This window comes from Neobacillus niacini, from assembly GCF_030817595.1.
Lineage (GTDB): Bacteria > Bacillota > Bacilli > Bacillales > Cytobacillaceae > Neobacillus > Neobacillus niacini_G.
Map to the genome: position 1 here is coordinate 6331930 of NZ_JAUSZN010000001.1, position 26491 is coordinate 6358420.

The window sequence follows — 26491 nt, forward strand, 5'->3', positions numbered from 1 at the left end:
TCAAGCAATTTATGCTATTTTCAGATAATTATACTAGGTTTATTAGTCTGTTTATGGTATATTTATAAAAATCCTTTAATGAGTTGAAGGGGGAAAGTGTAATGGGAATGAGATATTTAACAGCTGGAGAATCACACGGCCCACAATTAACGACAATACTAGAGGGACTTCCAGCAGGAATGCCATTAGTAGCTGAAGATATAAATACTGAGCTTGCAAGGCGGCAGCAGGGGTATGGCCGCGGCAGAAGAATGCAGATCGAAAAAGATACTGTCGAAATTTTATCAGGAGTTCGACATGGACAAACACTTGGATCTCCGATTGCTCTAGTAGTAAAGAACAATGACTGGAAGCATTGGACAAAAATTATGGGAGCAGATCCATTAGAAGAGGGACAAGAGGATGAAGTAAAACGTAAAATAACCCGGCCAAGACCTGGACATGCAGATTTGAATGGAGCAATAAAATACGGGCATAGGGATATGAGAAATGTCCTAGAGCGTTCATCTGCCCGGGAAACAACTGTAAGAGTAGCAGCAGGTGCTGTTGCGAAGCAGCTTTTAGCTTTAGTCGGCGTTACACTCGTTTCTCATGTCGTTGAGATTGGCGGTATAAAGGCAAGTGCTGACTCTAGTTTATCGATGGAAGAATTAAAACAAAGAACAGAGCTCTCACCTGTACGCTGTGCAGACCCAGAAGTAGAACAGGCCATGATGGATGCAATAGACAATGCTAAGAAGAATGGAGATTCAATCGGCGGCGTTGTTGAAGTAATCGCAGCAGGTATGCCTGCTGGGGTAGGCAGCTATGTGCAGTATGATAGAAAATTAGACTCAAAGCTGGCAGCAGCGATTGTGAGTATCAATGCATTCAAAGGAGTAGAGTTTGGCATCGGCTTTGAGGCAGCGAGAAAGCCAGGAAGTGAAGTACATGATGAGATCATTTGGGATCAAGAAAATGGTTATACTCGCAAAACAAATCGTCTAGGCGGTTTTGAAGGCGGTATGACTACGGGGATGCCAATTGTCGTGCGCGGGGTTATGAAGCCAATTCCAACCCTTTATAAGCCTCTTATGAGCGTTGATATCGATTCAAAGGAGCCATTTTCCGCAAGTGTTGAACGTTCAGACAGCTGTGCTGTTCCTGCAGCAGCAGTAGTGGCAGAAAATGTTGTTGCATGGGAACTTGCTAATTCTCTCATAGAACAATTTAATAGTGATCGCTTCGATACATTCGCAGCCGAAATTAAGCGTCAGCGTGAATACGCGAGGGAATTTTAATGGAGACGATTCAAATTCAAACGAGCTCCAAAAGCTATAATGTGTTTGTTGGCGAAGGTGTAAGAACTGAAATAAGCAATTTTTTGAATAATCATTTTGCAAATGTGACTAGAATACTAATTATTACAGATGAAACAGTTGAGAAAATACATCTGGATAAACTAATACCGATCTTGTCTGAATGGAAACCAGTTATTTTTACTGCTCCTAGTGGTGAGAAGGCAAAAACATTCGAGGTATACTATGAAGCCTTATCCATGGCATTAGAAAACCGACTGGACCGTAAATCTGTTATTCTCGCACTTGGTGGTGGTGCAGTAGGGGACTTATCAGGTTTTGTTGCAGCATCTTTTATGAGGGGAATACCATTTATCCAAATTCCAACAACCATTCTTGCGCATGATAGTGCAGTTGGGGGAAAAGTGGCCATTAATCATCCTCTAGGAAAAAATATGATTGGGGCTTTCCATCAGCCAGAGGCCGTCTTTTATGATCTTGAAATGCTCAATACGCTCCCTGAGCAAGAAATTCGTTCTGGTTTTGCAGAGGTTATTAAACATGCCCTCATTTATGATGCTGACTTTTATCAATGGTTAAAGACAGAAATCCATCATCTAAATGCCTTAACCTCTGAACAATTATTTGAATCACTTACAAAAGGGATTCAAATCAAAAATGAATTTGTGTCTAAGGATGAAAAAGAGACGGGTATCCGTGCTTTCTTAAATTTTGGCCATACACTTGGACATGCGATTGAATCAGAAATGGGTTACGGTAATTTCACACACGGTGAAGCAGTAATGATTGGAATGATTTTCGCTTTAAAGCTTAGCAATGAGGTTTCAGGGCTATCCTTTAAAACGGATGAATTTATTTCATGGGTTCAAGGACTTGGGTATCAAACAGAGATACCAGAGCAACTTTCGCCTGAGCGTTTGCTATTAAAAATGAAGCAGGATAAAAAGTCATTTGGTGGATCAGTAAAATTTGTCTTATTGGAGCAAATTGGGCAGCCAAAACTTCAAGAGCTTTCGGATGAATTTTTATTAGCACGTATCAAGAATATGTAAAAACAAGGGGGAGCTTTTCATGATTAGAGGGGTGAGGGGTGCAATCACCGTTGATTGCAATTCCGAAGAAGTAATCATATCAGCAACAGAAGAGCTTTTAAAACAAGTAATCGAAGGAAACAATATCCTTCCAGAACAGGTTGCTTCTGTTTTTATTTCAACTACGGATGACCTAAACGCAGCTTTCCCAGCAAGAGCACTGCGTAAATTTCCTGGCTGGACCTACGTACCGGTTATGTGTATGAGAGAATTGGCAGTCCCAAATGCTCTTCCGTTATGTGTAAGAGTTATGCTGCATGTAAATACGGCCGTACCACAGGAAGAGATTGTTCATGTTTATTTAGGAGGGGCTAAGGTTTTACGCCCTGATTTAGGCAATACCCTGACTAAGTAAAAGATATAATAAATCATCAAAAGGATGGAGTGGAGATAAATGAGATGGAAAAAGCAGTTATTAACACTGACTCCATATCAGCCGGGAAAATCAATTGAGTCAGTTAAGAAACAATACAAATTAGATCAGATTGTAAAACTTGCATCGAATGAAAATCCATTTGGATGTTCAAGTAAAGTGCATTCTGCTCTGCAAAGTCAGCAGCCAGGGTTTGCTATTTATCCAGATGGGTATGCGACGAGCTTAAGAGAATCAGTAGCTTCCTTTTTAAAGGTCAACCAAGATGAACTGATATTTGGTAATGGGTCAGATAATATTATTCAAATCATCTCAAGGTCATTGCTCCACCCGGGTGCAAATACTGTGATGGCTACACCTTCCTTCTCTCAATATAAACATAACGCAGTGATAGAGGGAGCGGAGATTAGGGAAATCCCATTACTTGATGGCCAGCATGATTTAGAAAAAATGTATGCTGCGATTGATGATCATACCAATGTTGTCTGGGTTTGCAGTCCTAATAATCCGACTGGTACATACGTCTCAAAAAACAATTTAATTACATTTTTAGATAAAGTACCAGCACATGTTTTAGTGGTGTTGGATGAAGCTTACTATGAATACGTATTTGCAGATGATTATTATGACTCAATTGAATTAACTCAGACATATTCAAATTTAATTGTATTACGAACTTTCTCAAAAATTTACGGTCTTGCCTCTCTAAGGGTTGGCTATGGTGTTGCAAATCGTTCAATTATTCAAGCTTTGGAACCTGCTAGAGAACCTTTTAATGTTAATTCATTTGGCCAGGTGGCAGCTCAAGCTGCACTTTCCGACCAAGAGTTTGTCCAAGATTGTAAAGAGAAAAACAGACAAGGCTTGACTCAATTCTATGAATTCTGCGAAAGACACAATTTGAGCTATTATCCATCTCAAACTAATTTTGTTTTAATAGATATCAAGGCCGATGCCAATCAAGGGTTTCAATATTTATTAGAAAAAGGCTATATCGTTAGATCCGGTAAAGCTTTAGGATTCCCTACTTCATTAAGAATCACAGTGGGCTCTTCTGACCAAAATGAAGGTGTACTAAATGCATTAGGAGAATTCTTGACTAAACAAAATACAGAGAAGCTCAGTAAAAACTAGGGGGACTACCAATGAAAGGCCGAGTTTTTGTTATTGGGCTTGGGTTAATTGGCGGTTCTTTAGCTTTATGTATTAAGAAAGAACATAAAGATGCTATCATAATGGGCTATGATATTCATCCTGAACAAGCTAGACTTGGAAAAATGCTAGGTGTTATTGATGAAGTAGCTGACGATATCGTTGAAGGTGCTAAAACCGCTGATTTAATTATTATTTCCGCACCAGTAATCGAGACGGAAACGATTATTCAATTATTATCAGAACAATCGTTAAATCCAGAGGTAATTATTACGGACACCGGAAGTACAAAAAGTAAAATTGTCGCCAATGCTGCAAGTTTAAAGAAAAAAGGATACACCTTTATCGGGGGACATCCGATGGCTGGTTCCCATAAAAGCGGTGTATCTGCTGCAAAAGAGATTCTATTTGAAAATGCCTTTTATCTATTTACGCCAGAGGATCATATTGAAAACTTGAAGCTGGAAAGATTAAAGGAATGGCTTAAAGGTACAAATGCGAAATTTTTAACTGTGACTCCTGATAACCATGATTATTTAACGGGAATTGTTAGTCATTTCCCTCATATCATTGCGGCATCGATTGTCCGCCAAACAGAAAGGTTAGCGGAAGGTGAAAGTCTTATCCCGCGTTTAGCTGCAGGAGGGTTTAGAGATATTACTAGAATTGCTTCGAGCAGCCCGGAAATGTGGAAGGATATATTACTGCATAATCGTGAGGTTTTGATCGAGTTAATCGATAAATGGAAGGAAGAAATGGATTGGGTAAAGGTGTTGCTTGAGCAAGAAAATAGTGAGGGGATTTTCAGCTATTTTCAGCAGGCAAAGCAGTACCGTGATGGTCTCCCGGTTAGAGAAAAGGGAGCTATTCCTGCATTTTACGATTTATTTGTGGACGTTCCAGATTACCCAGGTGTTATTTCAGAGGTTACAGGATACTTAGCAAAAGAAAATATTAGTATTACAAACATCCGCATACTAGAAACTAGAGAAGACGAAATTTATGGAGTACTTGTCATTAGTTTTCAAACAGAAGAGGACCGCAGGCGGGCAGAAAGATGTATTCATACCTGTTCTAGCTATGCTACCTCGATTGGAACATAATTTGATTTGAATATAGGTGATGAAATGGAATTAATAGCATTAAAGCCAACATTGAATGGTTTAAAGGGCAGTATAGAAATACCTGGAGATAAATCAATTTCACATCGTTCTGTTATGTTTGGTTCTATTGCCCAAGGTGTAACAAGGGTAACAAACTTCCTGCCGGGCGATGATTGTTTAAGTACCATTTCTTGTTTCCGAAAGTTAGGAGTCGTAATTGAAGAAAATGAAGAAGGTCTAACGATTTACGGGAATGGATTTGATGGTTTACAAGAACCTAATGAACTATTGGATGTCGGAAATTCCGGAACAACCATTCGACTATTATTAGGAATTTTAGCGGGAAGACCATTCTTCTCATCACTAATTGGTGATCAGTCAATTGGAAAAAGACCTATGACTAGGGTAACGGAGCCTTTAAGAACGATGGGGGCGAAGATTGACGGCAGAAAAAATGGAGAATTTACTCCACTTAGTATTCGTGGTGGAAAATTAAATCCTATTAACTATAACATGCCAGTAGCAAGTGCTCAGGTAAAATCCGCTTTAATCCTTGCTGGCCTTCAAGCTGAGGGAGAAACGACTATAATTGAAAAAGCTGAATCACGTGATCATACAGAAAGAATGATTCGTAAATTTGGCGGGGAAGTCGGGAAGGATAATCGAAAAATTACGGTAAAAGGAGGTCAAAAGCTTATTGCTTCTGACGTTCTTGTACCCGGAGATATTTCGTCTGCCGCGTTTTTCCTTGTTGCAGGTGCAATTGTGGAAGGTAGTGAAATTCTCTTAAAAAATGTGGGTCTAAATCCGACTAGAACGGGTATCATTGAGATTATGAATCAAATGGGAGCTAATTTAGAAATTCATAACAATGATGAAAATTCCTTTGAACCAGCTGGTGATATTACCATTAAAACTTCAAGGCTAAGAGGTACTGTTGTTGAGGGGGATGTTATTCCGAGATTAATTGATGAAATTCCAATCATTGCCTTATTAGCGACACAAGCTGAAGGAACAACAATCATTAAAGATGCATCGGAGCTTAAAGTCAAAGAAACAAACCGAATTGATACCGTCGTCCGAGAATTAACAAAGCTGGGTGCTTCCATAGAAGCAACTGATGATGGAATGATTATTCATGGCGGTACTGCCCTTAGAGGTGGGAAAGTATCCAGTCATGGTGACCATAGAATTGGAATGATGCTTGCAATTGCCTCCTTAATTTGTAAGGACCAAGTAGAGTTAGAAGATCCCGAGGCCATCTCAGTTTCTTATCCGAATTTCTTTAATCATCTAAATAGCCTAAAAAACTAAAGCTGCCTTCGCGCAGCTTTTTTAAGTCTATATTTTCCTGTCATAGTTTTAAAGATGGACTCATAGCTTGTCTTAAGAAGGAAAGCTATGAAAAGGGTGGTAGGATGGGTTATATCATTGAAAATGCTAATATCTTAAAGGAGACGAAACTTACAAAATCATCATTGCTGATTGAGGGAAATCATATTGCAGCAAAGAAAGAACATATACATCATAATAAACTTTTAAAAATGAATGCAGAATCATATATCATGACCCCATCTTATGTACTTTTAGACACAAGAGTACCTCTTAACACTTCCTTTCAGGAATTTCGAAAATATATGGTTGAAAACCTTCTTTTGAAAGGATGTACCACATTTCTTACCTACAGTTCAATAACATACGAAAATGAATTAGCAGAAAAGATAAAAGAAACGAAAACGGCTCTCATTAGCAGTCCTATCGATTTTCTCATTGGTGTAAATATTCCACTGCGTCTTTTAACTCCATCATTTATCAGAAAATGTAAGAAAGAAAGAATTCCGGCCATTTTTATCGAGGTAGGGGACCTTGATGAACTAACCAACATTCCATGGGGGTGGATTAGAGAGGCACTTTTTCCTTATAACTGCCCACTTGTTCCATTAATTTCTAACCATCTCAGGAAGGATGCAAGAAGGGCTTTGTCGAAATGGAAGGATATAATGGAAAATGAAAAAATTCCTGCCATCCTTGACGAATTGAAAGAGAATCAGCCATTGTCCGTTCCAGTACTAAATAAGCTCGGTTTATATCCGCAAAAGGCAAGTTTATTGCATGGAGCAGAAGTAAGCTATAATCTATACCTTAAAGCTAGAGAAATCATCAATGTTGATGAAGTTGAATTATTTCATTATCATAGTGATAGACTTCTAGTTACAGTCAATAAGGGAAAAGTAGTACGTGCAGGGGAAGAGGTTTTATTTAAACCTGGATATGGAGAATATGTTAGGGTGCGAATCCCATCTTATTTTGCGTTATAGTTAATTAAGGGAACCGAGAGGAAAGAGATAATGGACAGAGTGAATAAAATTATTACAATGTTGGAAAACGGCCAACATAATGAGGCCATAAATGAATATAATGTTGTATTAACCAAAGGTCAGCCCGATGAAAAATTCCTTCTTGCTGAAGAAATGTTCCAATTTGGATTTTTAGCTGAATCAAAGGCACTGGTTGAAAACCTATTAACCATTTATCCTGAAGAGGGTGAACTGCTCGTCTTACTCGGCGAAATATTAGTCGATGCAGGCGATGAGGAACAAGCAATTCTTGAATTAGAAAAGATCTCTGAACACGACCCCAGCTTTGGACAATCTCTCTTGCTGTTAGCAGATTTGTATCAAGTTCAAGGTTTATATGAAGTATGTGAAAGAAAACTGCTGCAAGCAAAGGATATATTGCCAGATGAGGTTATCATTGATTTTGCTCTTGGTGAGCTCTATAGTGACCAAGGTGAAGTAACGAAGGCTCTGAAATCATATGAGGCTGTGCTAAAGGAGCAGCAAGAGATTGCAGGAGTAAGTATTTACCAACGAATGGCGGAGCTTTTAAGTACCTCTGGAGAATTTGAAGAAGCTTTATTCTATTATGACAAAGCGATTGTAGAAAAATTAGAAATTAATACACTATTTGGTTATGCCTTTACAGCACTTCAAGCAGGATATAATCGGACTGCCATTGAAAAGTTCGAGGAATTAAAAGGGCTGGACCCAGAATACCATTCCCTATATCTACATCTTGCAAAGGCATATGAACGGGAAGAAGAACTTGAAAATAGTTTAAAGGTAATACAAGAAGGAATTAAGCAGGATGAATTTAATAAGGATTTATTTTTCTTTGGCGGCAAGATTGCCATTAAGCTCGGACAACCGGAGCTTGCCGAACGATACTTCCGTGAGGCACTTGCATTAGACCCAGGATTTACTGAAGCAGCATTAACTTTAAATAAGCTCTTCTTTCAGCAAGAGAGGTATGAAGCCGTAATTGATTTGATTTCACAGCTTGACTTCATAGAAGATGAGGAACCCCAGCTCTTATGGGATGCGGCATTAGCATATGATAAGTTAGAGGAATATTCCGATGCATTAGACAAATATAAAATTGCATATACTTTTTTTAAGAATAATGAAGCATTTTTGAACGATTATGGTTATTTTTTAATTGAGGAAGGAAAAATCGACCTTGCTGCCGAAATTTTTAAACAGTTACAAAAAGGTGATCCAACAAATGGAGAGTATGCTGATTTGCTTGACCGTCTAATTAGTAGAGAGAACTAATAAAAAGCTGAATATACAGAGGAGGGAAACTATCATATGGCAACCCCTGTTTCTGTCAACGAGAAAAAGGACTTTATTCGCTGGTTTTTAAATCATTATCAATTAAAACGAAGAGAGTGTGTTTGGATTCTTAATTATTTAATGAGTCACGACCAATTAATGGAGAAGGTCCATTTTGTAGAGCAAGCACAGTATTGTCCGCGTGGTTTGATCATGTCAACTCACTGCGTTGATAAGGTACCATTTCGCTTTTATAAAGAGAATGTTATGACAACTGATGCTGAAAAATCCTTTCATGATATTCGCTTAAATCGTGATGAAGATATTTTTATTCAATTAAACTTTCATGCATCGAATCAAGCGCACCAATACGCTGCTGTATTAGAGGAAAACCCATTTGTTCCGAAACACCTTCAAGTAAATGAAAAAGACGGAATCATTGCAGAACAATTTTTGCAAAACAGCATTGAACGTTTTCAACGCGAGAAGCTGCTTCAATTAATTGATGAAGCCCTTGATAAGCAGGATAAAACAGCCTTTCGTGCCTTAACAGAAAAGCTAAATCAACTCAAAGAAGCAGAACAAAATGGAAGCTTGCGATAAGCAAGCTTCCATTTTGTTTGTTTACTGAATTTTTTCTCTCTTTTCCTTTTATGTTTTATAAAAAAAAATGATATGATGGAACTAATGGTGAAGAAAAGGGAGGTGTGTATAAATGAAGTGGGTATCAAAGGATATAGAAATATATTTAACTGCAAAAGAATACGTGGATACCGCAGTAATCCCATTGTATTCTGTTTCATTTGGAAGTGAAATGAAACAATCTGCATCAAACGCAGAATTTATTACGTTACTAACGAATTACCTGGAGAGACAATTTACTGGAAGACTGATGTTGGTTCCTCCATATACATACTTAAAAAGTGATCAGTATGAGGATATAATAAATGGATTGAAGAAATGGGAAGAGAATATTGATAAAGAACAGTTTAAACATATATTTTACATAACGTCTGAGATTGATTGGAAGAACTTTGAGGACGAGCTTAAAGGTTCATTAATTTGGCTTCCATCTCTGCCGCTCGAGCATTTGAATGAATCACAAAGGATTTCAATGGTTGAAAGTCAAGTAAAGCAGCTCCAGTCCCTTTTTACGCAAAAGTGGCATGAAAATTTGTAATTCTTTGCTGATTAACATGTTTTTAAAATAGTATGATATTGACCTAGGATAAAGATTGATATATCATGGTTATGTCCTAGTTTTATATGTGTTTAATTTATGTCCGATGGACTTAACTTGTGAATAGAGGGGGGATAAGCATGAGTAAGCATCGCGTATCAAGAAGACAATTTTTAAGCTATACTTTGACAGGTGTAGGGGGTTTTATGGCAGCAGGTATGTTAATGCCAATGGTTCGTTTCGCCATTGATCCTGTATTAAAGGCCGAAGCAGGTGGAGATTTTATTGCAACTCCATTGAAAATTAAAGACATCACTACTGAACCACAAAGAGTCGATTTCACGTTTGAGCAAAAGGATGCTTGGTATACTTCAGACGTTACTAATACGGCATGGGTTTATAAGGATGAACAGGATAACATTGTTGCCCTATCTCCAGTTTGTAAACACTTAGGTTGTACTGTTGGTTGGGCATCAAGTGAAGACCATCCGGATCAATTCTTCTGTCCATGTCACTTTGGGCGGTACACAAAGGATGGAACAAACGTAAAAGGTACTCCACCACTAGCACCACTTGATGTGTATCCAATTCAAGAAAAAGACGGTTTACTTTACTTAGGCAAAGCTGAACCACGGACAAAGGAGGCGTAATCATTGTTAAACAAAATTTACGATTGGGTAGATGAACGTTTAGATATTACGCCTTTGTGGCGCGATATCGCAGATCATGAAGTCCCTGAGCATGTAAATCCAGCGCACCATTTCTCTGCGTTCGTTTATTGCTTTGGCGGTCTAACGTTTTTTGTTACGGTTATTCAAATTCTTTCTGGTATGTTCTTAACCATGTATTATGTGCCAGATATTAAAAACGCGTGGGAATCTGTTTTCTACCTTCAAAATGAAGTAGCTTTCGGACAAATCGTACGCGGTATGCACCACTGGGGTGCGAGTTTAGTTATTGTAATGATGTTCTTACATACATTACGCGTTTTCTTCCAAGGCGCATACAAAAAACCACGTGAACTTAACTGGATTGTTGGAGTTCTCATTTTCTTCATCATGCTGGCTTTAGGTTTAACTGGTTATTTACTACCTTGGGATATGAAAGCGTTGTTCGCAACAAAGGTTACGCTTCAAATTATTGAAGCAGTTCCGTTTATTGGTATTTACCTTAAAACGTTACTATCGGGTCATGAGACTATTGTTGGTGCTCAAACCCTTACTCGTTTCTTTGCGATTCACGTGTTCTTCTTACCTGCTGCTTTATTTGCTTTAATGGCAGCACATTTCATGATGATTCGTAAACAGGGTATATCAGGACCACTTTAATACTATTTGATACCCAAATACTTTTTTAGCTTAATTTACGAATAAAGGAGGGGGATTGTTCGATGCATCGCGGTAAAGGAATGAAATTCGTAGGTGACTCACGTGTTTTGGCACCTGAGGCCCGTACGAGTAAAAATATTCCAAAAGATTACTCAGAATACCCTGGTAAAACAGAGGCGTTTTGGCCTAACTTCCTTTTGAAAGAATGGTTGGTAGGGGCAGTATTTCTTGTCGGCTTTTTATGTTTAACTGTTGCACATCCGAGTCCACTTGAAAGGATTGCGGATCCATCAGATACAGGTTATGTACCAATGCCAGACTGGTATTTCTTATTCTTATACCAATTATTAAAGTATGAATTCGCAGCAGGACCTTATACAGTAATTGGAGCAATGGTTATCCCAGGACTAGCATTTGGAGCATTATTACTTGCACCGTTCATCGATCGTGGACCTGAACGTTGTCCAAGTAAACGTCCATTAGCAACTGCTTTTATGCTGTTAGCGTTGGCTGCAATCACATTTTTAACATGGCAAGGTGCTTCTACTCATGACTGGGAAGCAGCAAAGGAATATGGTAAAATTGTTGCTGATGTTGAAATTGATAAGACATCTGAAGAATATAAAATTGCTTCCGAAAATACATGTATCACTTGTCATGGAGACAGCTTCCAAGGTGGAGCTGGTGCCCCAACCTTAATAGAAACAGGTCTTTCTGCTGAGGAAATTGCGACCATTGCAAAAGAAGGAAGAGGGTCAATGCCTGCAGGTGTCTTTAAGGGTGATGACGATCAGCTTAAAAAGCTATCTGAATACATCGCAAACTTAGGGAAATAATAAATGATTGTATAAAAGCTGACGGATTTTCGTCAGCTTTTATTATTAATTAGAGGAAAAGAGGAATCGTATTGAAATGGTTATATCCTCTGTTGGCTAACAGGTCATTTTTATGGCTTTTACTTATCGTTAATATTGCAGGAACAGTCTATGGGTACGTGTGGTATGGGTGGCAATTAAAAGAAACTCCAGCTATTTTCCTTATTTTTGTTCCGGACAGCCCTACAGCTAGTTTGTTTTTTGTTTTTGTAATCATGGCGTTCCTATTAAAAAAGAACGTGCCGTTAATTGAAGCACTTGCGATTGTTACATTGTTTAAGTATGGCATCTGGGCTGTAGTCATGAATCTACTAGTATTCAATGTTCAAGGCGAGCTGGATTGGATAGGAGTTATGTTGATTTTTTCTCATTTTGCCATGGCAGTTCAAGCATTATTGTATTCTCCCTTTTATCGGTTTAAATGGTGGCACCTCATAGTAACGTCGATATGGACACTTCACAATGATGTCATAGACTATGTTTTTTTCATGCTCCCGAGATACCATATGTTAAATGAATTCACACCTCAAATTGGTTATTTTACCTTTTGGCTATCGATGTTATCAATAGGAATCGGTTACTATTTAGTGATACGCCCGAATCGTTTTAAACTTACAATTTAAAAACTAGAATTAAAATAGTTTTTTGATAGGATAAAAGATGGTCTAACCTTGTCCACCCCCTCATACATTTTAATAGTAATGATAGGGGGGACAAGGTTTGAAGTATAAAATGGTTCTAATATTCTTAATTGTCATTATGCTGACTCCCATGACGGTAAGTGCGCATGAGCACACGCCGATAGAGAAGCTTGATAATATCTCTGATGAAGCACTTCAAATGATAAAATTTCAGAGATATGATGATGGAAAAAAACTTTTGAGTTATTTTTCAGAACAATTTACTGATATTTCCAACAAAGAACATCCTTTTACAAGGGATGAATTAAGGATCATTACCGTTTCTCATGACGAGGCAATGGAGGCGGCAGCAAGCCCAAGTATGGAATATGAGGAAAGAGTCCAAAGACTTACGAAGTTTCGTTTAGTCGTTGATGCTATCGCTACTAGTCATCAACCATTATGGACCGAAATGAAGAATCAAATTTTAACGGCATTCCATGACGCTAAGGAAGCCGCAAGTACAGGCGATACCGCACATTTTCACTCAAATTTCAATAATTTTATGGCCTTATACAACGTTATTTATCCAAGTATGAAAATTGACGTTTCAGCAGAAAATATTCAAAGAATTGACGCTCGTATCAATTTTATTGATGAATATCGCTCTGAGGTTGTAAATAATGTCAAAAGCCAACAGGAATTAGAAGGACTTGAAATGGATTTAAAGAATCTTTTTGAAAACATGGATGAGGATGAAGCAGACCCATCTCTATGGTGGGTGATTATTTCAACAGGAAGCATAATCATTTTAACGCTTTCATATGTAGGCTGGAGAAAATATCAGGGTGAAAAGGATATGCGAAAAAACCGTTCTAGAGTTCATAAGGATTAAGTTGAACTTCGCAAAGATGATTACACCGTTAGAAGTACTGGAGGTTCAAAATGGGATTTTTAATTTACTTTCTTATCGTTATGTTGGTACCCCTTTGGGCTCAATTTAGAGTTAAGGGGACTTTTGTCAAATATTCTCGTGTACAGAATTCAAGCTATCGGACAGGAGCAGAGGTAGCAAGAGACGTACTTAATGCAAACGGTTTGTTTAATGTTGGAGTTGAAGAGGGAAGAGGATTTTTAAGTGATCACTATGACCCGAGAACGAAAACAGTAAGGTTATCCCCTGAAAATTATCGTGGTCATTCCATCGCTTCTACTGCCATCGCAGCGCATGAGTGCGGGCATGCAATACAAGATGCACAGCGATATGCATTTTTACGCTTTCGTCATGCTTTAGTTCCTGTAGCAAATATTGGTTCTAACTTTTCTTGGATACTTGTTCTAATTGGGATATTTTCTCAAATGAGCGGGCTGTTGTTAGCTGGTATTGTGTTTATGGCAGCAGCCGTACTTTTCCAAGTTATTACGTTGCCAGTTGAATTTAATGCCTCGAATCGGGCAATGGACCAAGTCGTTTCTTTAGGATTAATCCGCAATGAAGAAGAGCGGAATGCAAGAAAGGTTTTAAACGCAGCTGCATTAACATATGTAGCAGCGGCTGCTGTAGCTGTTTTGGAGTTATTAAGGCTAGTCCTTATTTTTACGGGAATGAATAGAAGTAATGAATAAAGCAATGTCCAAAAGGACATTGCTTTTCTAGCTGTCTAGCGCAAGCGGCCTAGGGGCTCGGAGTCATAAGCATGTCTAGTTGCGGCTCCTTGGGACTCGAGTCATAAGCCATCCCCTGAAGAAGGCAAAAAGCGCCTTCTTGCAGGGTCCGTCTTATGCCTTCGTCCCAGGGCAGTCGCCTCCACATTTCAGACAATCCGTCAAGAAGGTTAAAAAGCAACCTTCTCGCCGGCTCGTCTTATGCCTGTCGCCCCTGGACAAGGCGCTTGCGCTTTTCTATATTTCAATAGGTTTTTTATTTTCATCTAAGGTGAAACCTTCTCCGTGTACATCATGGACAACCGTGACCGAAACAAAAGCATGCGGATCAACAGAGGTGATTAAATTTTTCAAGCGTACAATCTCATTTTTAGCTACGACACAATATAACACTTCACGTTCTATTTTTGTAAAAGACCCATACCCCTTAAGTACCGTAACGCCGCGATCCATTTCATCCATAATTTTTTTCGCAATATCATCATTTCTTTCAGAGACAATCATCGCACCTCTGGCCGTATACGCTCCTTCTTGAATAAAATCAATCACCCTCGCTCCGATAAATACTGCGACTAATGTATACATTGCCTCTTTATAATTCAGATAGGTAAGAACAGACGCCCCAATCGCACATATGTCAAAGATAAACATAGTCCTTCCTATACTCCAACCTGCGTATTTCTGGACAAGTCGTGCAATGATATCGACTCCACCTGTTGTACCACCATAACGAAAGATAATGCCTAATCCAATTCCAAGAAACACACCGGCAAATAGTGCAGCCAGTAATAAGTCATCCTTTAGAGGCATGTCGATAGAATAACGTTGGAAAATCCACAAAAATACAGATAGGCCGACTGTCCCAATAATAGTATAGATAAAAGCATTCCTTCCAAGTAATTTCCAGCCAATGAAAAAGAGAGGGATATTTAAAATTAAGTTTGTATAAGATGGATCCCATTTAAACATGAAATAAAGAAGAAGGGTTATACCTGTAAAACCGCCTTCAGCAAGTTTATTTTGCATATTAAAATTGACCAGTCCAAAAGACATAATCGCTGTTCCAATTAGAATAAATAAAACATTTTTCATTTTAAGACCAAATATCACGATTTTTCCTCCTCTGCCAAATTTTCCCCAGTCAGCGGCTTTTATTATAGCGAATTAACAATAGAAGAGCAATTTTAAGCAGTAAAGTTTATACTTAATATAAAAATATTTGTAAAACGAACTTATTTTAGCTAATGTATTTAGTAGATGTTTTTGTAATTATCAAAAGAGGTGAATGGGTGTGCCTGGGAAATCTATCAAAGATCTGCAGACGGAAGTAGATACATACATAGGTCAATTTAAAGAGGGGTATTTTAGCCCTCTAGCAATGGTGGCTCGCCTGACAGAAGAGCTTGGTGAACTTGCTAGAGAGGTTAATCATTATTATGGTGAGAAGCCTAAGAAATCCAGTGAAACCGAAAAGGCGATAGAAGAGGAACTGGGAGACCTTCTTTTTGTCATCATTTGCCTGGCAAATTCATTGGATATTGACTTGGAACAGGCTCATGATTATGTCATGAATAAATTTAATACGAGAGACAAGGATCGCTGGACCAGAATAGAAAATAAAGATGAGGAGAGTAAGTGAATGAATAGTGTAAAAATTATTATTGCGGGACCACGTGGAAGGATGGGGAGTGAGGCTGTCAAGATGGTAACGAATACTGAACATTTTGAACTAGTTGCAGTAGTTGACCATAAACACGATGGTCACATGTTAAGTGACATAGATGGTTTCCATTCAATTAAGAATGTCCCAATTTACTCAACAATCGAAAAGACCCTGCAAAGCGTTGAGTGTGATGTATTAATTGACCTAACTACACCTGAGGTAGGAATGCACCATGCCAGGACAGCGCTGCAATATAATGTGAGGCCAGTTGTAGGAACGACTGGGTTTACAAAAGCTGATTTAGAAGAGTTGGACAGGATATGTAAGGAAAAGAAGTTAGGTTGTATTATTGCTCCAAATTTTGCCCTTGGCGCGGTGTTAATGATGAAGTTCTCGCAAATGGCTGCAAAGTATTTTAATGATATCGAAATAATAGAACTTCATCATGATCAAAAATTGGATGCTCCATCAGGCACTGCTGTTAAAACTGCTGAAATGATGGCGGCTGTTAGGGAATTTAAAGAGCAGGGTCATCCTGATGAGAAAGAAACGATTAATGGAGCAAGGGGTGCAGAGTTTAACGGAATGCATATTCACTCCGTGAGACTCCCAGGACTAGTTGCACATCAACAGGTTTTATTTGGTTCAGATGGTCAAACATTATCGATTCGTCATGATTCCTATAATCGTGCTTCCTTTATGTCCGGTGTGAAGATAGCAGTAGAAACTGTAATGAAGCAAGATATTTTTGTTTATGGACTTGAAAATATTCTAGAATAGGAGCACTACAATGAATATAGCTTTAATAGCACACGATAATAAAAAGAATGACCTTGTACAATTTGCAACTGCATATCAAACAATCTTTTCAAAACATACACTTTTTGCAACTGGAACTACTGGGATGAGAATCCAAGAGGCAACTGGATTACCTATTACAAGATTCCAGTCTGGCCCGCTTGGGGGAGATCAAGAAATAGGTGCGATGATTGCAAAAAATAAAATGGATGCCATTTTCTTTTTTCGTGATCCGCTGACTGCTCAGCCGCATGAACCCGACGTAACAGCACTTGTTCGTTTATGTGACGTGTACTCTATTCCGCTTGCAACAAATATGGGGACCGCTGAACTTTTGATAAGAGGTTTAGATGAAGGGTTCTTAGAGTGGAGAAATATTCTTCATAAAACCGGTGAAAGTGATGAGCGATAAGTCCTTACATATACTAGCATTTGGTGCCCATGCTGATGATGTTGAAATTGGCATGGGAGGCAGTATTGCGAAACTTGCAGCAGATGGAAAAAGGATAGGAATTTGTGATTTAACAGACGCAGATTTATCTTCAAATGGAACCATCGAATTAAGGAAACTGGAAGCAAAGAAAGCGGCTGAAATATTGGGTGTGACAGAGAGATTATCACTGGGAATACCAGATAGAGGTCTCCTTCTTAAGGAGGAATTTATTAGAGAAATTGCTTCCGTCATTAGACGATACCAGCCGCAAATTGTCTTTGCTCCTTATTTTGAAGATAGACATCCTGATCACGGGAACTGTGCCCGCCTTGTAGAAGAGGCGGTCTTTTCTGCTGGGATAAGAAAGTATTTAACAAAAAGTGATGAAGAACCTCATAAGGTTTCAAGTGTATATTTCTATATGATAAATGGCTTTCATAAGCCAGACTTCACCTTCGATATCTCAGAGACAATGGAGCAAAAAATAGCTGCTTTAAGGGCCTATAAAAGCCAATTTGAACAAACAGAAAACAGTGTAGAAACACCACTTGTAAATGGTTATATAGAAACCGTAGAAGCAAGGGAAAGATTATTTGGTCAACAAGTTGGAGTAAAATTTGCAGAAGGTTTTAAATCAAAAGTGCCAATCCTCTTGTATCGTGACTTGATTGGAGATTAAAAATGAGGAAACTAAAAATAGGAATTACCTGTTATCCTACTGTTGGGGGATCAGGAGTCGTAGCGACAGAATTGGGAAAAATGCTGGCTGAGAAGGGACATGAAATCCATTTTATCTCATCCAGCATTCCTTTTAGACTTAATCGAATATATCATAATATTTTTTATCATCAAGTTGAAGTAAATCAATACTCTGTTTTTCAATATCCACCCTATGACATTGCTTTAGCTAGTAAAATGGCAGAGGTTGCAAACAGGGAGAAATTAGACATTCTTCATGTTCACTATGCGATTCCGCATGCCGTTTGTGCGATATTGGCAAAACAAATGTCCAACGTGGATGTAAAGATTGTCACCACCCTTCATGGGACAGACATCACGGTATTAGGCTATGATCCATCGCTAACCGAAGCCATCAAATTTGGCATCGAAAAATCAGATGTTGTAACAGCAGTTTCGAGGTCATTAATCGAGCAGACTCATGAACTAATTCAGCCAGATAAACAAATCGAAACCGTTTATAATTTTATTGACGAAAGAATTTATCAAAAAAGAGATGCAAATCATTTAAAGAAAGAATTTGGGATTAAAGATAATGAAAAGGTTGTTATCCATGTTTCGAATTTCCGACCTGTTAAACGAGTTCAGGATGTTGTAAAGACATTTGCCAAAATTTCAGCAGCAATGCCGGCTAGATTGCTGCTAGTAGGGGATGGTCCTGAAATGACACCAGTCTGCAGGTTAGTAAAAAAATTAGGTTTAACGGATAAAGTCCACCTGCTCGGAAAACAGGAAAATCTTGATGAATTGTATTCAATCAGTGACCTAAAGTTATTATTATCAGAAAAAGAAAGCTTTGGGCTGGTAGCTCTTGAGGCAATGGCCTGCGGTGTACCTTGTATTGGAACGAATGTTGGCGGAATGCCTGAAGTCATTCAGCATGGAGAGACAGGATACATCTGTCAATTAGGAGATATTGAAGATATCTCTACGAAGGCGATAAAAATATTAAATGACCCACATTTACATCAGCAATTTGCTGCTAACGGAATTGCGGTGGTTAACACAAAATTTAGAGCCGACCAAATTGTCGGACAATATGAGCAATTATATTTTAAGCTCTTAAATTAAGGGTGATTAGAATGAAAGAGTCTTTTATAGCAGCGGTACCAGTTTTAAGAAAACTGGAGAACGCCGGGTTTGAAGCTTATTTTGTCGGGGGTTCTGTGAGAGATTTCCTTTTAAATAAGGAGATAAATGACGTGGATATTGCTACATCAGCAACCCCTGAGGAAGTAAAGCAAATATTTTCAAAAACTGTGGATATAGGGATTGAGCATGGAACTGTATTAGTTCTTTTTCAAGATCATTCATATGAAATCACCACATTTCGCAGTGAAGCAGAATATGAGGATTTCCGCAGACCAAAAGAAGTCGCATTTATTAGAAATCTAACGGAGGACCTGCAGCGTAGAGATTTCACTATGAATGCCATTGCTATGGATAAAGACGGAAATCTTATTGACCCGTTTAACGGTGAAAATTCGATTAAGAACCAAATCATTCGAACAGTCGGAAAAGCAGTTGAGCGATTTCAAGAGGATGCTTTAAGAATGATGCGTGCTGTGCGTTTTGTCAGTCAGTTATCCTTTAAAATTGAAAAGGAAACGCTAGATGCACTGATTAGCTTGGTACATTTACTCGAGAATATAGCGGTTGAGCGAAAACAAGCTGAGTTCGATAAATTACTTTGTGGTGTAGATCGGAAACAGGCATTAGAACTAATACTTCAAACGAATATTTATTCCTATTTACCAGGTTTATCAAACAAAGAAGACAACATTAAATTAATGTTTGAGTACAAGCTGGAAAAATTAAACCGACGTGAAATGTGGTCATTGTTAATTTACTGTCTGAAAATTGAAAAGAAAGGTATAGAGGAATTTCTCAGAGGCTGGCGAATCCCATTAAAGGAAATCAGGGAAATTCAGCTAATTCTTCATTACTTATATCAGAGATTCGAGACAAGCTGGTCCATGTATGATTTATATACTGCTGGCAAAGAAGTTTTTGTTTCTTCAGAAACTCTCTACCTTGTTATAAAGGGTATTGAAGATCAAAATACGATTCCGCACTATTTACACTTGTACGAAGGACTGCCAATTAAAAAGCGATCAGAAATGGACGTGACAGGTAATGACTTGATGGGTTGGTTTAACAAACCCGGCGGACCATGGGTCAAGGAGCTCTTGTTTAAGGTTGAGCAAGCTATTATAGCTGGTAAAATAGTAAATAATAAAAAAATCATAAAGGAGTGGCTGATGGAGTGCAATCACAACTGAGGAAAGACTTGCTTGATGCCTTCACAAATGCCGGAGAAGCCTACTTATCAGGGCAGCGGATTGCAGAATTAATTGGCTGCTCTAGGACGGCTGTCTGGAAACATATTGAAGAGCTTCGCAAAGAAGGTTTTGAATTAGAAGCTGTACGACGAAAAGGATACCGGATTGTGAGAACAACCGAAAAGATAACTGCTGATGAATTAAGACTTGGACTAAAAACAAATTTCATCGGTAAAAACGTTCATTATGAGGAAAGCGTTGAATCCACTCAAAAAATAGCACACCGATTAGCATATGATAATGCACCTGAAGGTACAGTTATTATCGCAGAAGAACAGGTATCAGGGCGTGGTAGAATGGATCGAAAATGGCACTCACCAAAGTATACGGGTGTTTGGATGAGTATAATTCTCAGGCCAAATATCCCACTGCCAAAGGCTCCTCAATTAACCCTGTTAGCAGCGGTAGCAATTGTCCAAGCAATTGAAGACCTTACCGATTTACTGCCGGAAATAAAATGGCCAAATGACATCCTCATAAGAGGGAAAAAGGTAACAGGTATACTAACAGAACTTGAAGCAGAAGCAGATCGTATCAATTCAGTCATTATCGGAATCGGAATGAATGTTAATCAAACAATAGAAGATTTCCCTAGTGAGCTGCAGGAGATAGCCACCTCACTGTTCCTTGAAAAAGGCGAAAAAGTATCCCGATCTCACCTAATCAAGGGTATCTTTATGAACCTGGAAAAATTGTATCTCCTATATTTAGAAGAAGGTTTTCTTCCCATAAAGCTTCTATGGGAAGGTTATGCCATAAGTATTGGCAAAAAAATAACAGCCCGTACCTTATCTAATTCTATTACCGGTACCGCACAAGGTATTACAGATGATGGAGTTTTAATAATGGTAGACGACCATGGCAAAACACACCACGTTTACTCCGCGGATATAGAACTATAATGATAGCGGTTTATAGATGAAAAGAAAATCTTGCGGTTTTCTGAATTTTTTCTTATAATTCAAATAATGGGCGGTATCCTTGAGAGCTGCACCTGAAACTGCTTTTTACAATTAAAAAAGGTTTCTGCCTAGATCCGTAATACGGACCGGGACAGAGGGATAGAACAAGTAAAAGAGCACCAAGATCCTCTGCCTTCAGATGGATCTTTTTATTTGCTCTTTTTTAGCCCCTCTTCCTACTAAAAAGGAGGGAATGTTGGTGAAGCAAAGTACAGATTTCTTGAAAATGAAAGAAAGCAAGGAAAAAATCGTCATGCTTACTGCTTATGATTACCCGTCTGCGAAACAGGCCGAGCAAGCAGAGGTGGATATAATTTTAGTTGGAGACTCTCTCGGTATGGTGGTACTTGGATACGACTCTACAGTACCAGTGACGATGGAAGACATGATTCATCATACAAAAGCAGTGAAAAGAGGAGCTAAAAACACGTTTATTGTTGTTGATATGCCGTTTTTAAGCTATCATTTATCCGTTCGGGATACTTTACTGAACGCCGGCCGATTAATTCAAGAGACGGGTGCTCACGCTGTAAAGTTAGAGGGAGCGGATGAAGTAATTGACCAAATTGCAGCTCTTACAAAGGCTGGTATTCCAGTTTGCGGCCATCTTGGATTAACCCCGCAGTCTGTTGGTGTATTGGGCGGTTATAAAGTTCAAGGAAAAGATGCTAAAGATGCAATGAAATTGCTGCATGACGCAAAAAAATGTGAGGAAGCGGGGGCATTCGCTATTGTACTAGAATGTGTGCCAAAGCAGCTTGCTGAGGAAGTAGCTAAGAATGTAACCATTCCTATAATCGGTATTGGTGCAGGGGTGGATGTAGACGGACAGGTACTCGTCTATCACGATATCTTAGGGTATGGTGTGGAGAGGGTGCCTAAGTTTGTAAAGCAATATTACTCCCTAAATCCATTTATTATTGAATCCATTCAATCCTACGTAAAAGAAGTAAAGTCGGAGCAATTTCCAGAGGATAGGCACTCTTATACAATGAAAGAGAGAGAGCTCAGCGGGCTTTACGGAGGATTAAAATGAGAGTCGTTACCACAATACAAGATATGCAAACTAAAATAATAAAACTGAAATCTCAATCCAAATCAATCGGATTTGTGCCAACCATGGGGTTTTTACATGAGGGTCATTTAACTTTATTAAAAAGAGCAAGAGAAGAAAATGACATTGTGGTGTTGAGTATCTTTGTAAATCCATTGCAATTTGGTCCGACAGAGGATTTTTCAACCTACCCTAGAGATTTTGAGAGAGATCGATCCTTGGCAGAATGCGAAGGAGTAGACTTCCTTTTTTATCCTTCAGTAGAGGAAATGTATCCGCATTCTTCATCAGTTAGAGTGATCGTTCAGGAACGTACAGAGGTTTTATGCGGGAAATCTAGACCTGGCCATTTTGATGGTGTTGCTACTGTTTTAACAAAGCTTTTTAATATTGTGCTGCCCACAAGAGCTTATTTTGGCAAGAAGGATGCCCAACAAGTGGCTGTTGTAGACGGACTAATTACGGATTTCAACTTTCCGATACAATTAATTCCTGTAGATATTGTTCGTGAAGAAGATGGCCTTGCGAAAAGCTCACGCAACGTTAATTTATTGCCCGATGAGAGACGTCAAGCTGCAACTCTATATAAAAGCTTAGCCGCAGCTAAGGAGATCATAGAGGCTGGGGAACGGAACCCTCGGACAATAAAGAATTTAATTTCAAACATGATTACTTCAGAAACCGATGGACAAATTGATTATGCAGAAATCTATTCGTATCCTCAGTTAAAAGCATTGGACAATCTAGAGGGTACCTGTATCATTGCGATTGCAGTTAAATTTTCAAAAGTTCGCTTAATAGATAACATCATCCTAGAGGTCAGCAAGGAAATTGGGGGAGTAAAATAATGTTTCGCCATATGATGAATGGAAAAATCCACCGTGCTACGGTAACGGAAGCTAATCTAAATTATGTTGGCAGTATTACGATAGATGAAGATTTACTAGATGCTGTTGGTATGGTTGCAAATGAAAAGGTTCAAATTGTTAATAACAATAATGGTGCCAGACTTGAAACATATATTATCCCAGGTGAGAGAGGCAGTGGTGTCATTTGTTTAAATGGTGCTGCAGCACGGCTTGTGCAAAAAGGGGATATTGTGATTATCATCTCCTATTGCTTAGTAGCTGATGAAAAAGTCCAAAGCCATCAGCCTAAGGTTGCCATTATGGATGAACATAACAGAATAAAAGAACTAATTTATGCTGAACCAGCATTAACGATTATGTAATGAAATCCCCGTTAGGCGGGGATTTTTTCTTTTTTTATGATAATTTTATATACTATAACGTAAGGTTTTCTTTTTCTTTTAGCTTTTTTGTGATACCGTTTTAATGAAGGTTTGAGGTGTTATATAGAATGATAAATAAATTTGTTGTGGTGGATTTAGAAACTACAGGAAATAACCCTAAAAAAGGGGATAAAATAATCCAATTTGCTGCTGTGGTCATTGAAGACGGGAAAATCACGGAAAGCTTCTCATCATTAGTCAATCCCCAAAGGCCAATCCCAGCTTTTATTGAAGAATTAACAGGCTTAGAGGATAACATGGTAAAAGATGCACCATTATTTACAGAAATAGCCCCAAAGGTTAACTCCTTATTAGAAGGTGCTTATTTCGTTGCTCATAATGTTTTATTTGATTTGTCCTTTTTGCAGGAAGAATTAATTCAAGCAGGATTTGAAGGCTTCTATGGGTCAGTCTTAGATACAGTTGAAATGGCGAGGATCATATTCCCTACTGCAGATGGCTATAAGTTGTCAGACCTGGCGGTTAGAGAGGACTTGCAACATGATCGCCCTCACCAGGCTGATAGTGATGCTCAAGTAACGGCAGAGCTTTTTCTAATTCTTGTAAATCGGTTATCTCAATTACCTGAATTGACTCTGCGTCAGCTTTCGCAGCTTTCAGGAGGGCTAAAAAGTGATTTGCAACAATTGATAGATGAAATTATTTTAGAATTAGACCAGACAAGTGTGAGTTGGCAGGAATCGCTTGAAATATGCAACCATACTTTTGCATTGAAAAAACCTCTCAGCATTTCAGTGTTAACAAACAGGCAGTATCAGGAAGATGACCAATATCCATCCAGTGAAGATGAAAAAGTCGTAATGGTAAAAAAGGCTTTTACTAACTTCGAAAAGAGAATAGGTCAATTTCAAATGATGGACGGGGTTTACCGTAGTTTCCATTCAGGGAAACATACTCTGATAGAGGCTGGAACCGGTGTTGGAAAATCTCTAGGATACCTGCTTCCGGTTGCATATATCTCAAAACAGCATAAACAGCCAATTGTAGTGAGCACACATACGATTCAGCTTCAAGAGCAAATTATTTACAAAGAAATTCCTTTATTAGCAAAAATCCTTCCTTTTGAAATAAAGTGCGTTTTGTTAAAAGGGAGAAATCATTATATTAGCTTGGAGAAATTTGCACTGTCCTTGTTAGAGGAAAATGACAATTACGATACCACGTTAACTAAAATGCAAATTCTCGTTTGGCTGACAGAAACCAATACAGGCGATCGAGATGAGTTAAATCTCTCAAGCGGAGGAAATATTTTTTGGAATAAAATTAAAAATGAACAAACCGTTTTTTCGATGAATAAAACTTGGCAGGAGAAAGATTTTTATTTACGGGCCCAAAGCGAAGCACAGAATGCGGACATCATTATTACCAATCATTCACTGCTATTAAGCAATCTTTCATCGGAAACATCCATATTGCCTAATTTTGATTATGCTGTCATTGACGAAGGACATCATTTCGAGAAGGTGGCAAGTCAATACTTTGGCCGTTCATTAGACTACTTAACAACTCGTCTGCTTCTAAATCAATTTGGGCAATATGAGCAACGCATGCTTTTTTATGAGCTCGAAATGATCCTTGATTCTTTAAAAACTGCCAGGGAAGAAGTACTAGAGACAGGAAAAATAAATCAACTTGCCGCTGATCTTTCCTATGAGATGGATGAGTTTTTTAAACTGACAGCCCTTTATGCAAAAACAAATTCTGCAGAAAGAAGGGGCATAAACCGAGCGAAGGTACGTTTCACAAATAACGATGGTGGTAAAGAAAGAAATGCGCTTGTCCATAGTGCCGAGCGTTTCGCCTTCCTTTTGAAAGACCTCCAAACAGCGATAACACATCGTTTAGAGCTGATAAAGAAAAGTAATGGGGCACTAACGAGTAAGCAAAAAGGAAAACTGGAGGAAATTATATCCTTTAGAAATGAACTAGAAGAGCTGAGATTGACCGTGCAAGATTGCTTTATTAAAAAGTCCGACGATGTTAAGTGGATAGAAATAGACTTCCGTTCACAACAGAATGTAACGACCTTCTATGCCCAGCCTGCATTTGTATCAGCTTCGCTAAAAGAGAGGTTTTTTAACATTAAAAGGGGAGTTGTGTTAACTTCGGCCACTCTAACTGTTAATCATTCATTTGATTACGTTATAAACGAAATCGGACTTGAGAAAGACAATACTTTGACAATGGTCATCCCGTCTCCTTTCGATTATAAAAATCAGGTTCAGCTTTTAATTCCTGAGGATTTGCCAGAAGTAAATGCAACAAGTCTAGAAGATTACGTGATTGCGATTACCGAGCATATTATAACAATTGCTGAAGCAACAAAAGGAAGAATGTTGATTCTCTTCACGGCTCACGACATGTTAAAGAAAACCTATGAGCTTATTAAAGAAAGTGGATTCCTCAATGACTTTGCGATGATTGCTCAAGGGATTACCAGTGGCAGCCGATCAAGGCTAACTAGGAATTTCCAAAGGTATGATAAAGCCATATTGCTGGGAACAAGTAGCTTCTGGGAAGGTGTAGATATCCCTGGAGAGGATTTATCCTGCTTGGTAATTGTCAGATTGCCATTTAGTCCGCCTGACGAACCCCTGACAGAAGCAAAGTGTCAAGTAATCAAACAAAGGGGTGGTAATGCCTTTACGGAGTATTCATTACCAGAAGCGATTCTCAGATTTAAACAGGGCTTTGGACGTTTAATTCGTACTGAAAAAGATCGTGGAATTATGTTGGTTTTTGATAAGAGGATTACTACCACGAAATACGGTAAGGCTTTTCTAAAATCTATACCAGATGTACCGATGAAAAAGGGAAATATCGATGAGTTGGTTGAAATAATATACAAATGGTTATAATGAAATTTGGAAAAATTACACATCCTAATAAT

At 38.5% G+C, this 26491-nt stretch carries 28 protein-coding genes; 27 read left to right on the forward strand and 1 reads right to left on the reverse strand.

What is annotated here, in order from left to right:
* The first annotated feature begins 107 nt into the window (after positions 1-107).
* The 16 genes from aroC (at position 108) to QFZ31_RS30325 (ending at position 14260) form a co-directional block, all read left to right on the forward strand.
* Positions 108-1280 carry a chorismate synthase gene (gene aroC, locus QFZ31_RS30250; protein ID WP_179597089.1) on the forward strand — a complete coding sequence of 391 codons (1173 nt, stop codon included), beginning with the start codon at positions 108-110 and terminating at the stop codon, positions 1278-1280.
* The gene (gene aroB / locus QFZ31_RS30255; protein WP_307310426.1) at positions 1280-2350 is read left to right on the forward strand and encodes a 3-dehydroquinate synthase; all 1071 of its coding nucleotides are present in this window, start codon (positions 1280-1282) and stop codon (positions 2348-2350) included. The genes aroC and aroB overlap by 1 nt, the downstream gene beginning before the upstream one ends.
* A gap of 19 nt (positions 2351-2369) precedes the next feature.
* A complete protein-coding gene (gene aroH, locus QFZ31_RS30260; protein ID WP_306073558.1) occupies positions 2370-2744 on the forward strand; it encodes a chorismate mutase in 375 nt (124 codons plus the stop codon).
* Positions 2745-2783: 39 nt separating this feature from the next.
* On the forward strand, positions 2784-3896 hold the full coding sequence (gene hisC / locus QFZ31_RS30265) for a histidinol-phosphate transaminase (RefSeq protein WP_307310430.1): 1113 nt from the start codon (positions 2784-2786) through the stop codon (positions 3894-3896).
* 11 nt (positions 3897-3907) lie between these two features.
* Positions 3908-5017 (forward strand): prephenate dehydrogenase, encoded by a 1110-nt coding sequence (locus QFZ31_RS30270; protein ID WP_307310434.1) that lies wholly within the window; start codon positions 3908-3910, stop codon positions 5015-5017.
* Between the two features lie 24 nt (positions 5018-5041).
* Positions 5042-6331 (forward strand): 3-phosphoshikimate 1-carboxyvinyltransferase, encoded by a 1290-nt coding sequence (aroA, locus tag QFZ31_RS30275; protein WP_307310436.1) that lies wholly within the window; start codon positions 5042-5044, stop codon positions 6329-6331.
* Positions 6332-6435: 104 nt separating this feature from the next.
* A complete protein-coding gene (locus tag QFZ31_RS30280) occupies positions 6436-7335 on the forward strand; it encodes a hypothetical protein (RefSeq protein ID WP_307310440.1) in 900 nt (299 codons plus the stop codon).
* A gap of 30 nt (positions 7336-7365) precedes the next feature.
* Positions 7366-8631 carry a tetratricopeptide repeat protein gene (locus QFZ31_RS30285; RefSeq protein WP_307310443.1) on the forward strand — a complete coding sequence of 422 codons (1266 nt, stop codon included), beginning with the start codon at positions 7366-7368 and terminating at the stop codon, positions 8629-8631.
* Between the two features lie 36 nt (positions 8632-8667).
* A complete protein-coding gene (locus QFZ31_RS30290) occupies positions 8668-9234 on the forward strand; it encodes a ReoY family proteolytic degradation factor (RefSeq protein WP_179596390.1) in 567 nt (188 codons plus the stop codon).
* Between the two features lie 112 nt (positions 9235-9346).
* Positions 9347-9811 (forward strand): YpiF family protein, encoded by a 465-nt coding sequence (locus tag QFZ31_RS30295; protein WP_307310446.1) that lies wholly within the window; start codon positions 9347-9349, stop codon positions 9809-9811.
* Between the two features lie 140 nt (positions 9812-9951).
* Complete coding sequence (locus tag QFZ31_RS30300; protein WP_218895561.1) at positions 9952-10461, forward strand: ubiquinol-cytochrome c reductase iron-sulfur subunit; 510 nt, start codon at positions 9952-9954, stop codon at positions 10459-10461.
* A gap of 3 nt (positions 10462-10464) precedes the next feature.
* Positions 10465-11139, forward strand: coding sequence for a menaquinol-cytochrome c reductase cytochrome b subunit (qcrB, locus tag QFZ31_RS30305; RefSeq protein WP_307310449.1), 675 nt, complete (start codon positions 10465-10467; stop codon positions 11137-11139).
* Positions 11140-11201: 62 nt separating this feature from the next.
* The gene (locus tag QFZ31_RS30310) at positions 11202-11975 is read left to right on the forward strand and encodes a menaquinol-cytochrome c reductase cytochrome b/c subunit (RefSeq protein ID WP_307310450.1); all 774 of its coding nucleotides are present in this window, start codon (positions 11202-11204) and stop codon (positions 11973-11975) included.
* 71 nt (positions 11976-12046) lie between these two features.
* Complete coding sequence (locus QFZ31_RS30315) at positions 12047-12637, forward strand: DUF1405 domain-containing protein (RefSeq protein ID WP_307310452.1); 591 nt, start codon at positions 12047-12049, stop codon at positions 12635-12637.
* 97 nt (positions 12638-12734) lie between these two features.
* Entirely contained in the window at positions 12735-13529 is a 795-nt protein-coding gene (ypjB, locus tag QFZ31_RS30320; protein WP_307310455.1) for a sporulation protein YpjB, read from the forward strand.
* A gap of 50 nt (positions 13530-13579) precedes the next feature.
* Positions 13580-14260, forward strand: coding sequence for a zinc metallopeptidase (locus QFZ31_RS30325; protein WP_307310457.1), 681 nt, complete (start codon positions 13580-13582; stop codon positions 14258-14260).
* A gap of 276 nt (positions 14261-14536) precedes the next feature.
* Here the strand turns inward: QFZ31_RS30325 and QFZ31_RS30330 are convergent, their stop codons facing one another.
* Positions 14537-15409: a YitT family protein gene (locus QFZ31_RS30330; RefSeq protein WP_307310459.1), complete on the reverse strand. Its 873-nt coding sequence runs from the start codon at positions 15407-15409 to the stop codon at positions 14537-14539.
* Between the two features lie 181 nt (positions 15410-15590).
* On the opposite strand from QFZ31_RS30330, the gene QFZ31_RS30335 reads away from it, so the two are divergent.
* The 11 genes from QFZ31_RS30335 to dinG all read left to right on the forward strand — a co-directional run bounded on the left by QFZ31_RS30335 (position 15591) and on the right by dinG (position 26459).
* Entirely contained in the window at positions 15591-15938 is a 348-nt protein-coding gene (locus QFZ31_RS30335; RefSeq protein WP_307310461.1) for a nucleotide pyrophosphohydrolase, read from the forward strand.
* Positions 15939-16742 carry a 4-hydroxy-tetrahydrodipicolinate reductase gene (gene dapB / locus QFZ31_RS30340; RefSeq protein ID WP_307310464.1) on the forward strand — a complete coding sequence of 268 codons (804 nt, stop codon included), beginning with the start codon at positions 15939-15941 and terminating at the stop codon, positions 16740-16742.
* A gap of 10 nt (positions 16743-16752) precedes the next feature.
* Positions 16753-17172, forward strand: a complete 420-nt coding sequence (gene mgsA / locus QFZ31_RS30345) for a methylglyoxal synthase (RefSeq protein ID WP_307310467.1) — start codon at positions 16753-16755, stop codon at positions 17170-17172.
* Positions 17162-17872 (forward strand): bacillithiol biosynthesis deacetylase BshB1, encoded by a 711-nt coding sequence (gene bshB1, locus QFZ31_RS30350; protein ID WP_307310470.1) that lies wholly within the window; start codon positions 17162-17164, stop codon positions 17870-17872. Before mgsA ends, bshB1 begins: the two co-directional genes overlap by 11 nt.
* Before the next feature lie 2 nt (positions 17873-17874).
* Positions 17875-19002 carry an N-acetyl-alpha-D-glucosaminyl L-malate synthase BshA gene (bshA, locus tag QFZ31_RS30355; RefSeq protein ID WP_307310473.1) on the forward strand — a complete coding sequence of 376 codons (1128 nt, stop codon included), beginning with the start codon at positions 17875-17877 and terminating at the stop codon, positions 19000-19002.
* Positions 19003-19013: 11 nt separating this feature from the next.
* Positions 19014-20213: a CCA tRNA nucleotidyltransferase gene (locus QFZ31_RS30360; RefSeq protein ID WP_307310478.1), complete on the forward strand. Its 1200-nt coding sequence runs from the start codon at positions 19014-19016 to the stop codon at positions 20211-20213.
* Positions 20198-21175 carry a biotin--[acetyl-CoA-carboxylase] ligase gene (locus tag QFZ31_RS30365; RefSeq protein ID WP_307310481.1) on the forward strand — a complete coding sequence of 326 codons (978 nt, stop codon included), beginning with the start codon at positions 20198-20200 and terminating at the stop codon, positions 21173-21175. Before QFZ31_RS30360 ends, QFZ31_RS30365 begins: the two co-directional genes overlap by 16 nt.
* Positions 21176-21434: 259 nt before the next feature.
* A complete protein-coding gene (gene panB, locus QFZ31_RS30370; RefSeq protein WP_307310484.1) occupies positions 21435-22271 on the forward strand; it encodes a 3-methyl-2-oxobutanoate hydroxymethyltransferase in 837 nt (278 codons plus the stop codon).
* Entirely contained in the window at positions 22268-23137 is an 870-nt protein-coding gene (gene panC, locus QFZ31_RS30375) for a pantoate--beta-alanine ligase (RefSeq protein ID WP_307310488.1), read from the forward strand. The genes panB and panC overlap by 4 nt, the downstream gene beginning before the upstream one ends.
* Positions 23137-23520 carry an aspartate 1-decarboxylase gene (panD, locus tag QFZ31_RS30380; RefSeq protein WP_307310491.1) on the forward strand — a complete coding sequence of 128 codons (384 nt, stop codon included), beginning with the start codon at positions 23137-23139 and terminating at the stop codon, positions 23518-23520. Before panC ends, panD begins: the two co-directional genes overlap by 1 nt.
* Before the next feature lie 128 nt (positions 23521-23648).
* Positions 23649-26459 carry an ATP-dependent DNA helicase DinG gene (dinG, locus tag QFZ31_RS30385; RefSeq protein WP_307310495.1) on the forward strand — a complete coding sequence of 937 codons (2811 nt, stop codon included), beginning with the start codon at positions 23649-23651 and terminating at the stop codon, positions 26457-26459.
* Positions 26460-26491 lie beyond the last annotated feature (32 nt).

Bases quoted from the DNA above. Each gene is read 5' to 3' on its own strand.
- aroC (WP_179597089.1), top strand. From the start codon at position 108: ATGAGATATTTAACAGCTGGAGAATCACACGGCCCACAATTAACGACA.
- dinG (WP_307310495.1), top strand. From the start codon at position 23,649: ATGATAAATAAATTTGTTGTGGTGGATTTAGAAACTACAGGAAATAAC.
- bshB1 (WP_307310470.1), top strand. From the start codon at position 17,162: ATGAGCGATAAGTCCTTACATATACTAGCATTTGGTGCCCATGCTGAT.
- QFZ31_RS30285 (WP_307310443.1), top strand. From the start codon at position 7,366: ATGGACAGAGTGAATAAAATTATTACAATGTTGGAAAACGGCCAACAT.
- aroH (WP_306073558.1), top strand. From the start codon at position 2,370: ATGATTAGAGGGGTGAGGGGTGCAATCACCGTTGATTGCAATTCCGAA.
- QFZ31_RS30360 (WP_307310478.1), top strand. From the start codon at position 19,014: ATGAAAGAGTCTTTTATAGCAGCGGTACCAGTTTTAAGAAAACTGGAG.
- dapB (WP_307310464.1), top strand. From the start codon at position 15,939: ATGAATAGTGTAAAAATTATTATTGCGGGACCACGTGGAAGGATGGGG.
- bshA (WP_307310473.1), top strand. From the start codon at position 17,875: ATGAGGAAACTAAAAATAGGAATTACCTGTTATCCTACTGTTGGGGGA.
- QFZ31_RS30280 (WP_307310440.1), top strand. From the start codon at position 6,436: ATGGGTTATATCATTGAAAATGCTAATATCTTAAAGGAGACGAAACTT.
- QFZ31_RS30310 (WP_307310450.1), top strand. From the start codon at position 11,202: ATGCATCGCGGTAAAGGAATGAAATTCGTAGGTGACTCACGTGTTTTG.
- mgsA (WP_307310467.1), top strand. From the start codon at position 16,753: ATGAATATAGCTTTAATAGCACACGATAATAAAAAGAATGACCTTGTA.
- aroA (WP_307310436.1), top strand. From the start codon at position 5,042: ATGGAATTAATAGCATTAAAGCCAACATTGAATGGTTTAAAGGGCAGT.
- aroB (WP_307310426.1), top strand. From the start codon at position 1,280: ATGGAGACGATTCAAATTCAAACGAGCTCCAAAAGCTATAATGTGTTT.
- hisC (WP_307310430.1), top strand. From the start codon at position 2,784: ATGAGATGGAAAAAGCAGTTATTAACACTGACTCCATATCAGCCGGGA.
- QFZ31_RS30295 (WP_307310446.1), top strand. From the start codon at position 9,347: ATGAAGTGGGTATCAAAGGATATAGAAATATATTTAACTGCAAAAGAA.
- QFZ31_RS30300 (WP_218895561.1), top strand. From the start codon at position 9,952: ATGAGTAAGCATCGCGTATCAAGAAGACAATTTTTAAGCTATACTTTG.
- QFZ31_RS30290 (WP_179596390.1), top strand. From the start codon at position 8,668: ATGGCAACCCCTGTTTCTGTCAACGAGAAAAAGGACTTTATTCGCTGG.
- QFZ31_RS30270 (WP_307310434.1), top strand. From the start codon at position 3,908: ATGAAAGGCCGAGTTTTTGTTATTGGGCTTGGGTTAATTGGCGGTTCT.
- QFZ31_RS30325 (WP_307310457.1), top strand. From the start codon at position 13,580: ATGGGATTTTTAATTTACTTTCTTATCGTTATGTTGGTACCCCTTTGG.
- panC (WP_307310488.1), top strand. From the start codon at position 22,268: ATGAGAGTCGTTACCACAATACAAGATATGCAAACTAAAATAATAAAA.
- panD (WP_307310491.1), top strand. From the start codon at position 23,137: ATGTTTCGCCATATGATGAATGGAAAAATCCACCGTGCTACGGTAACG.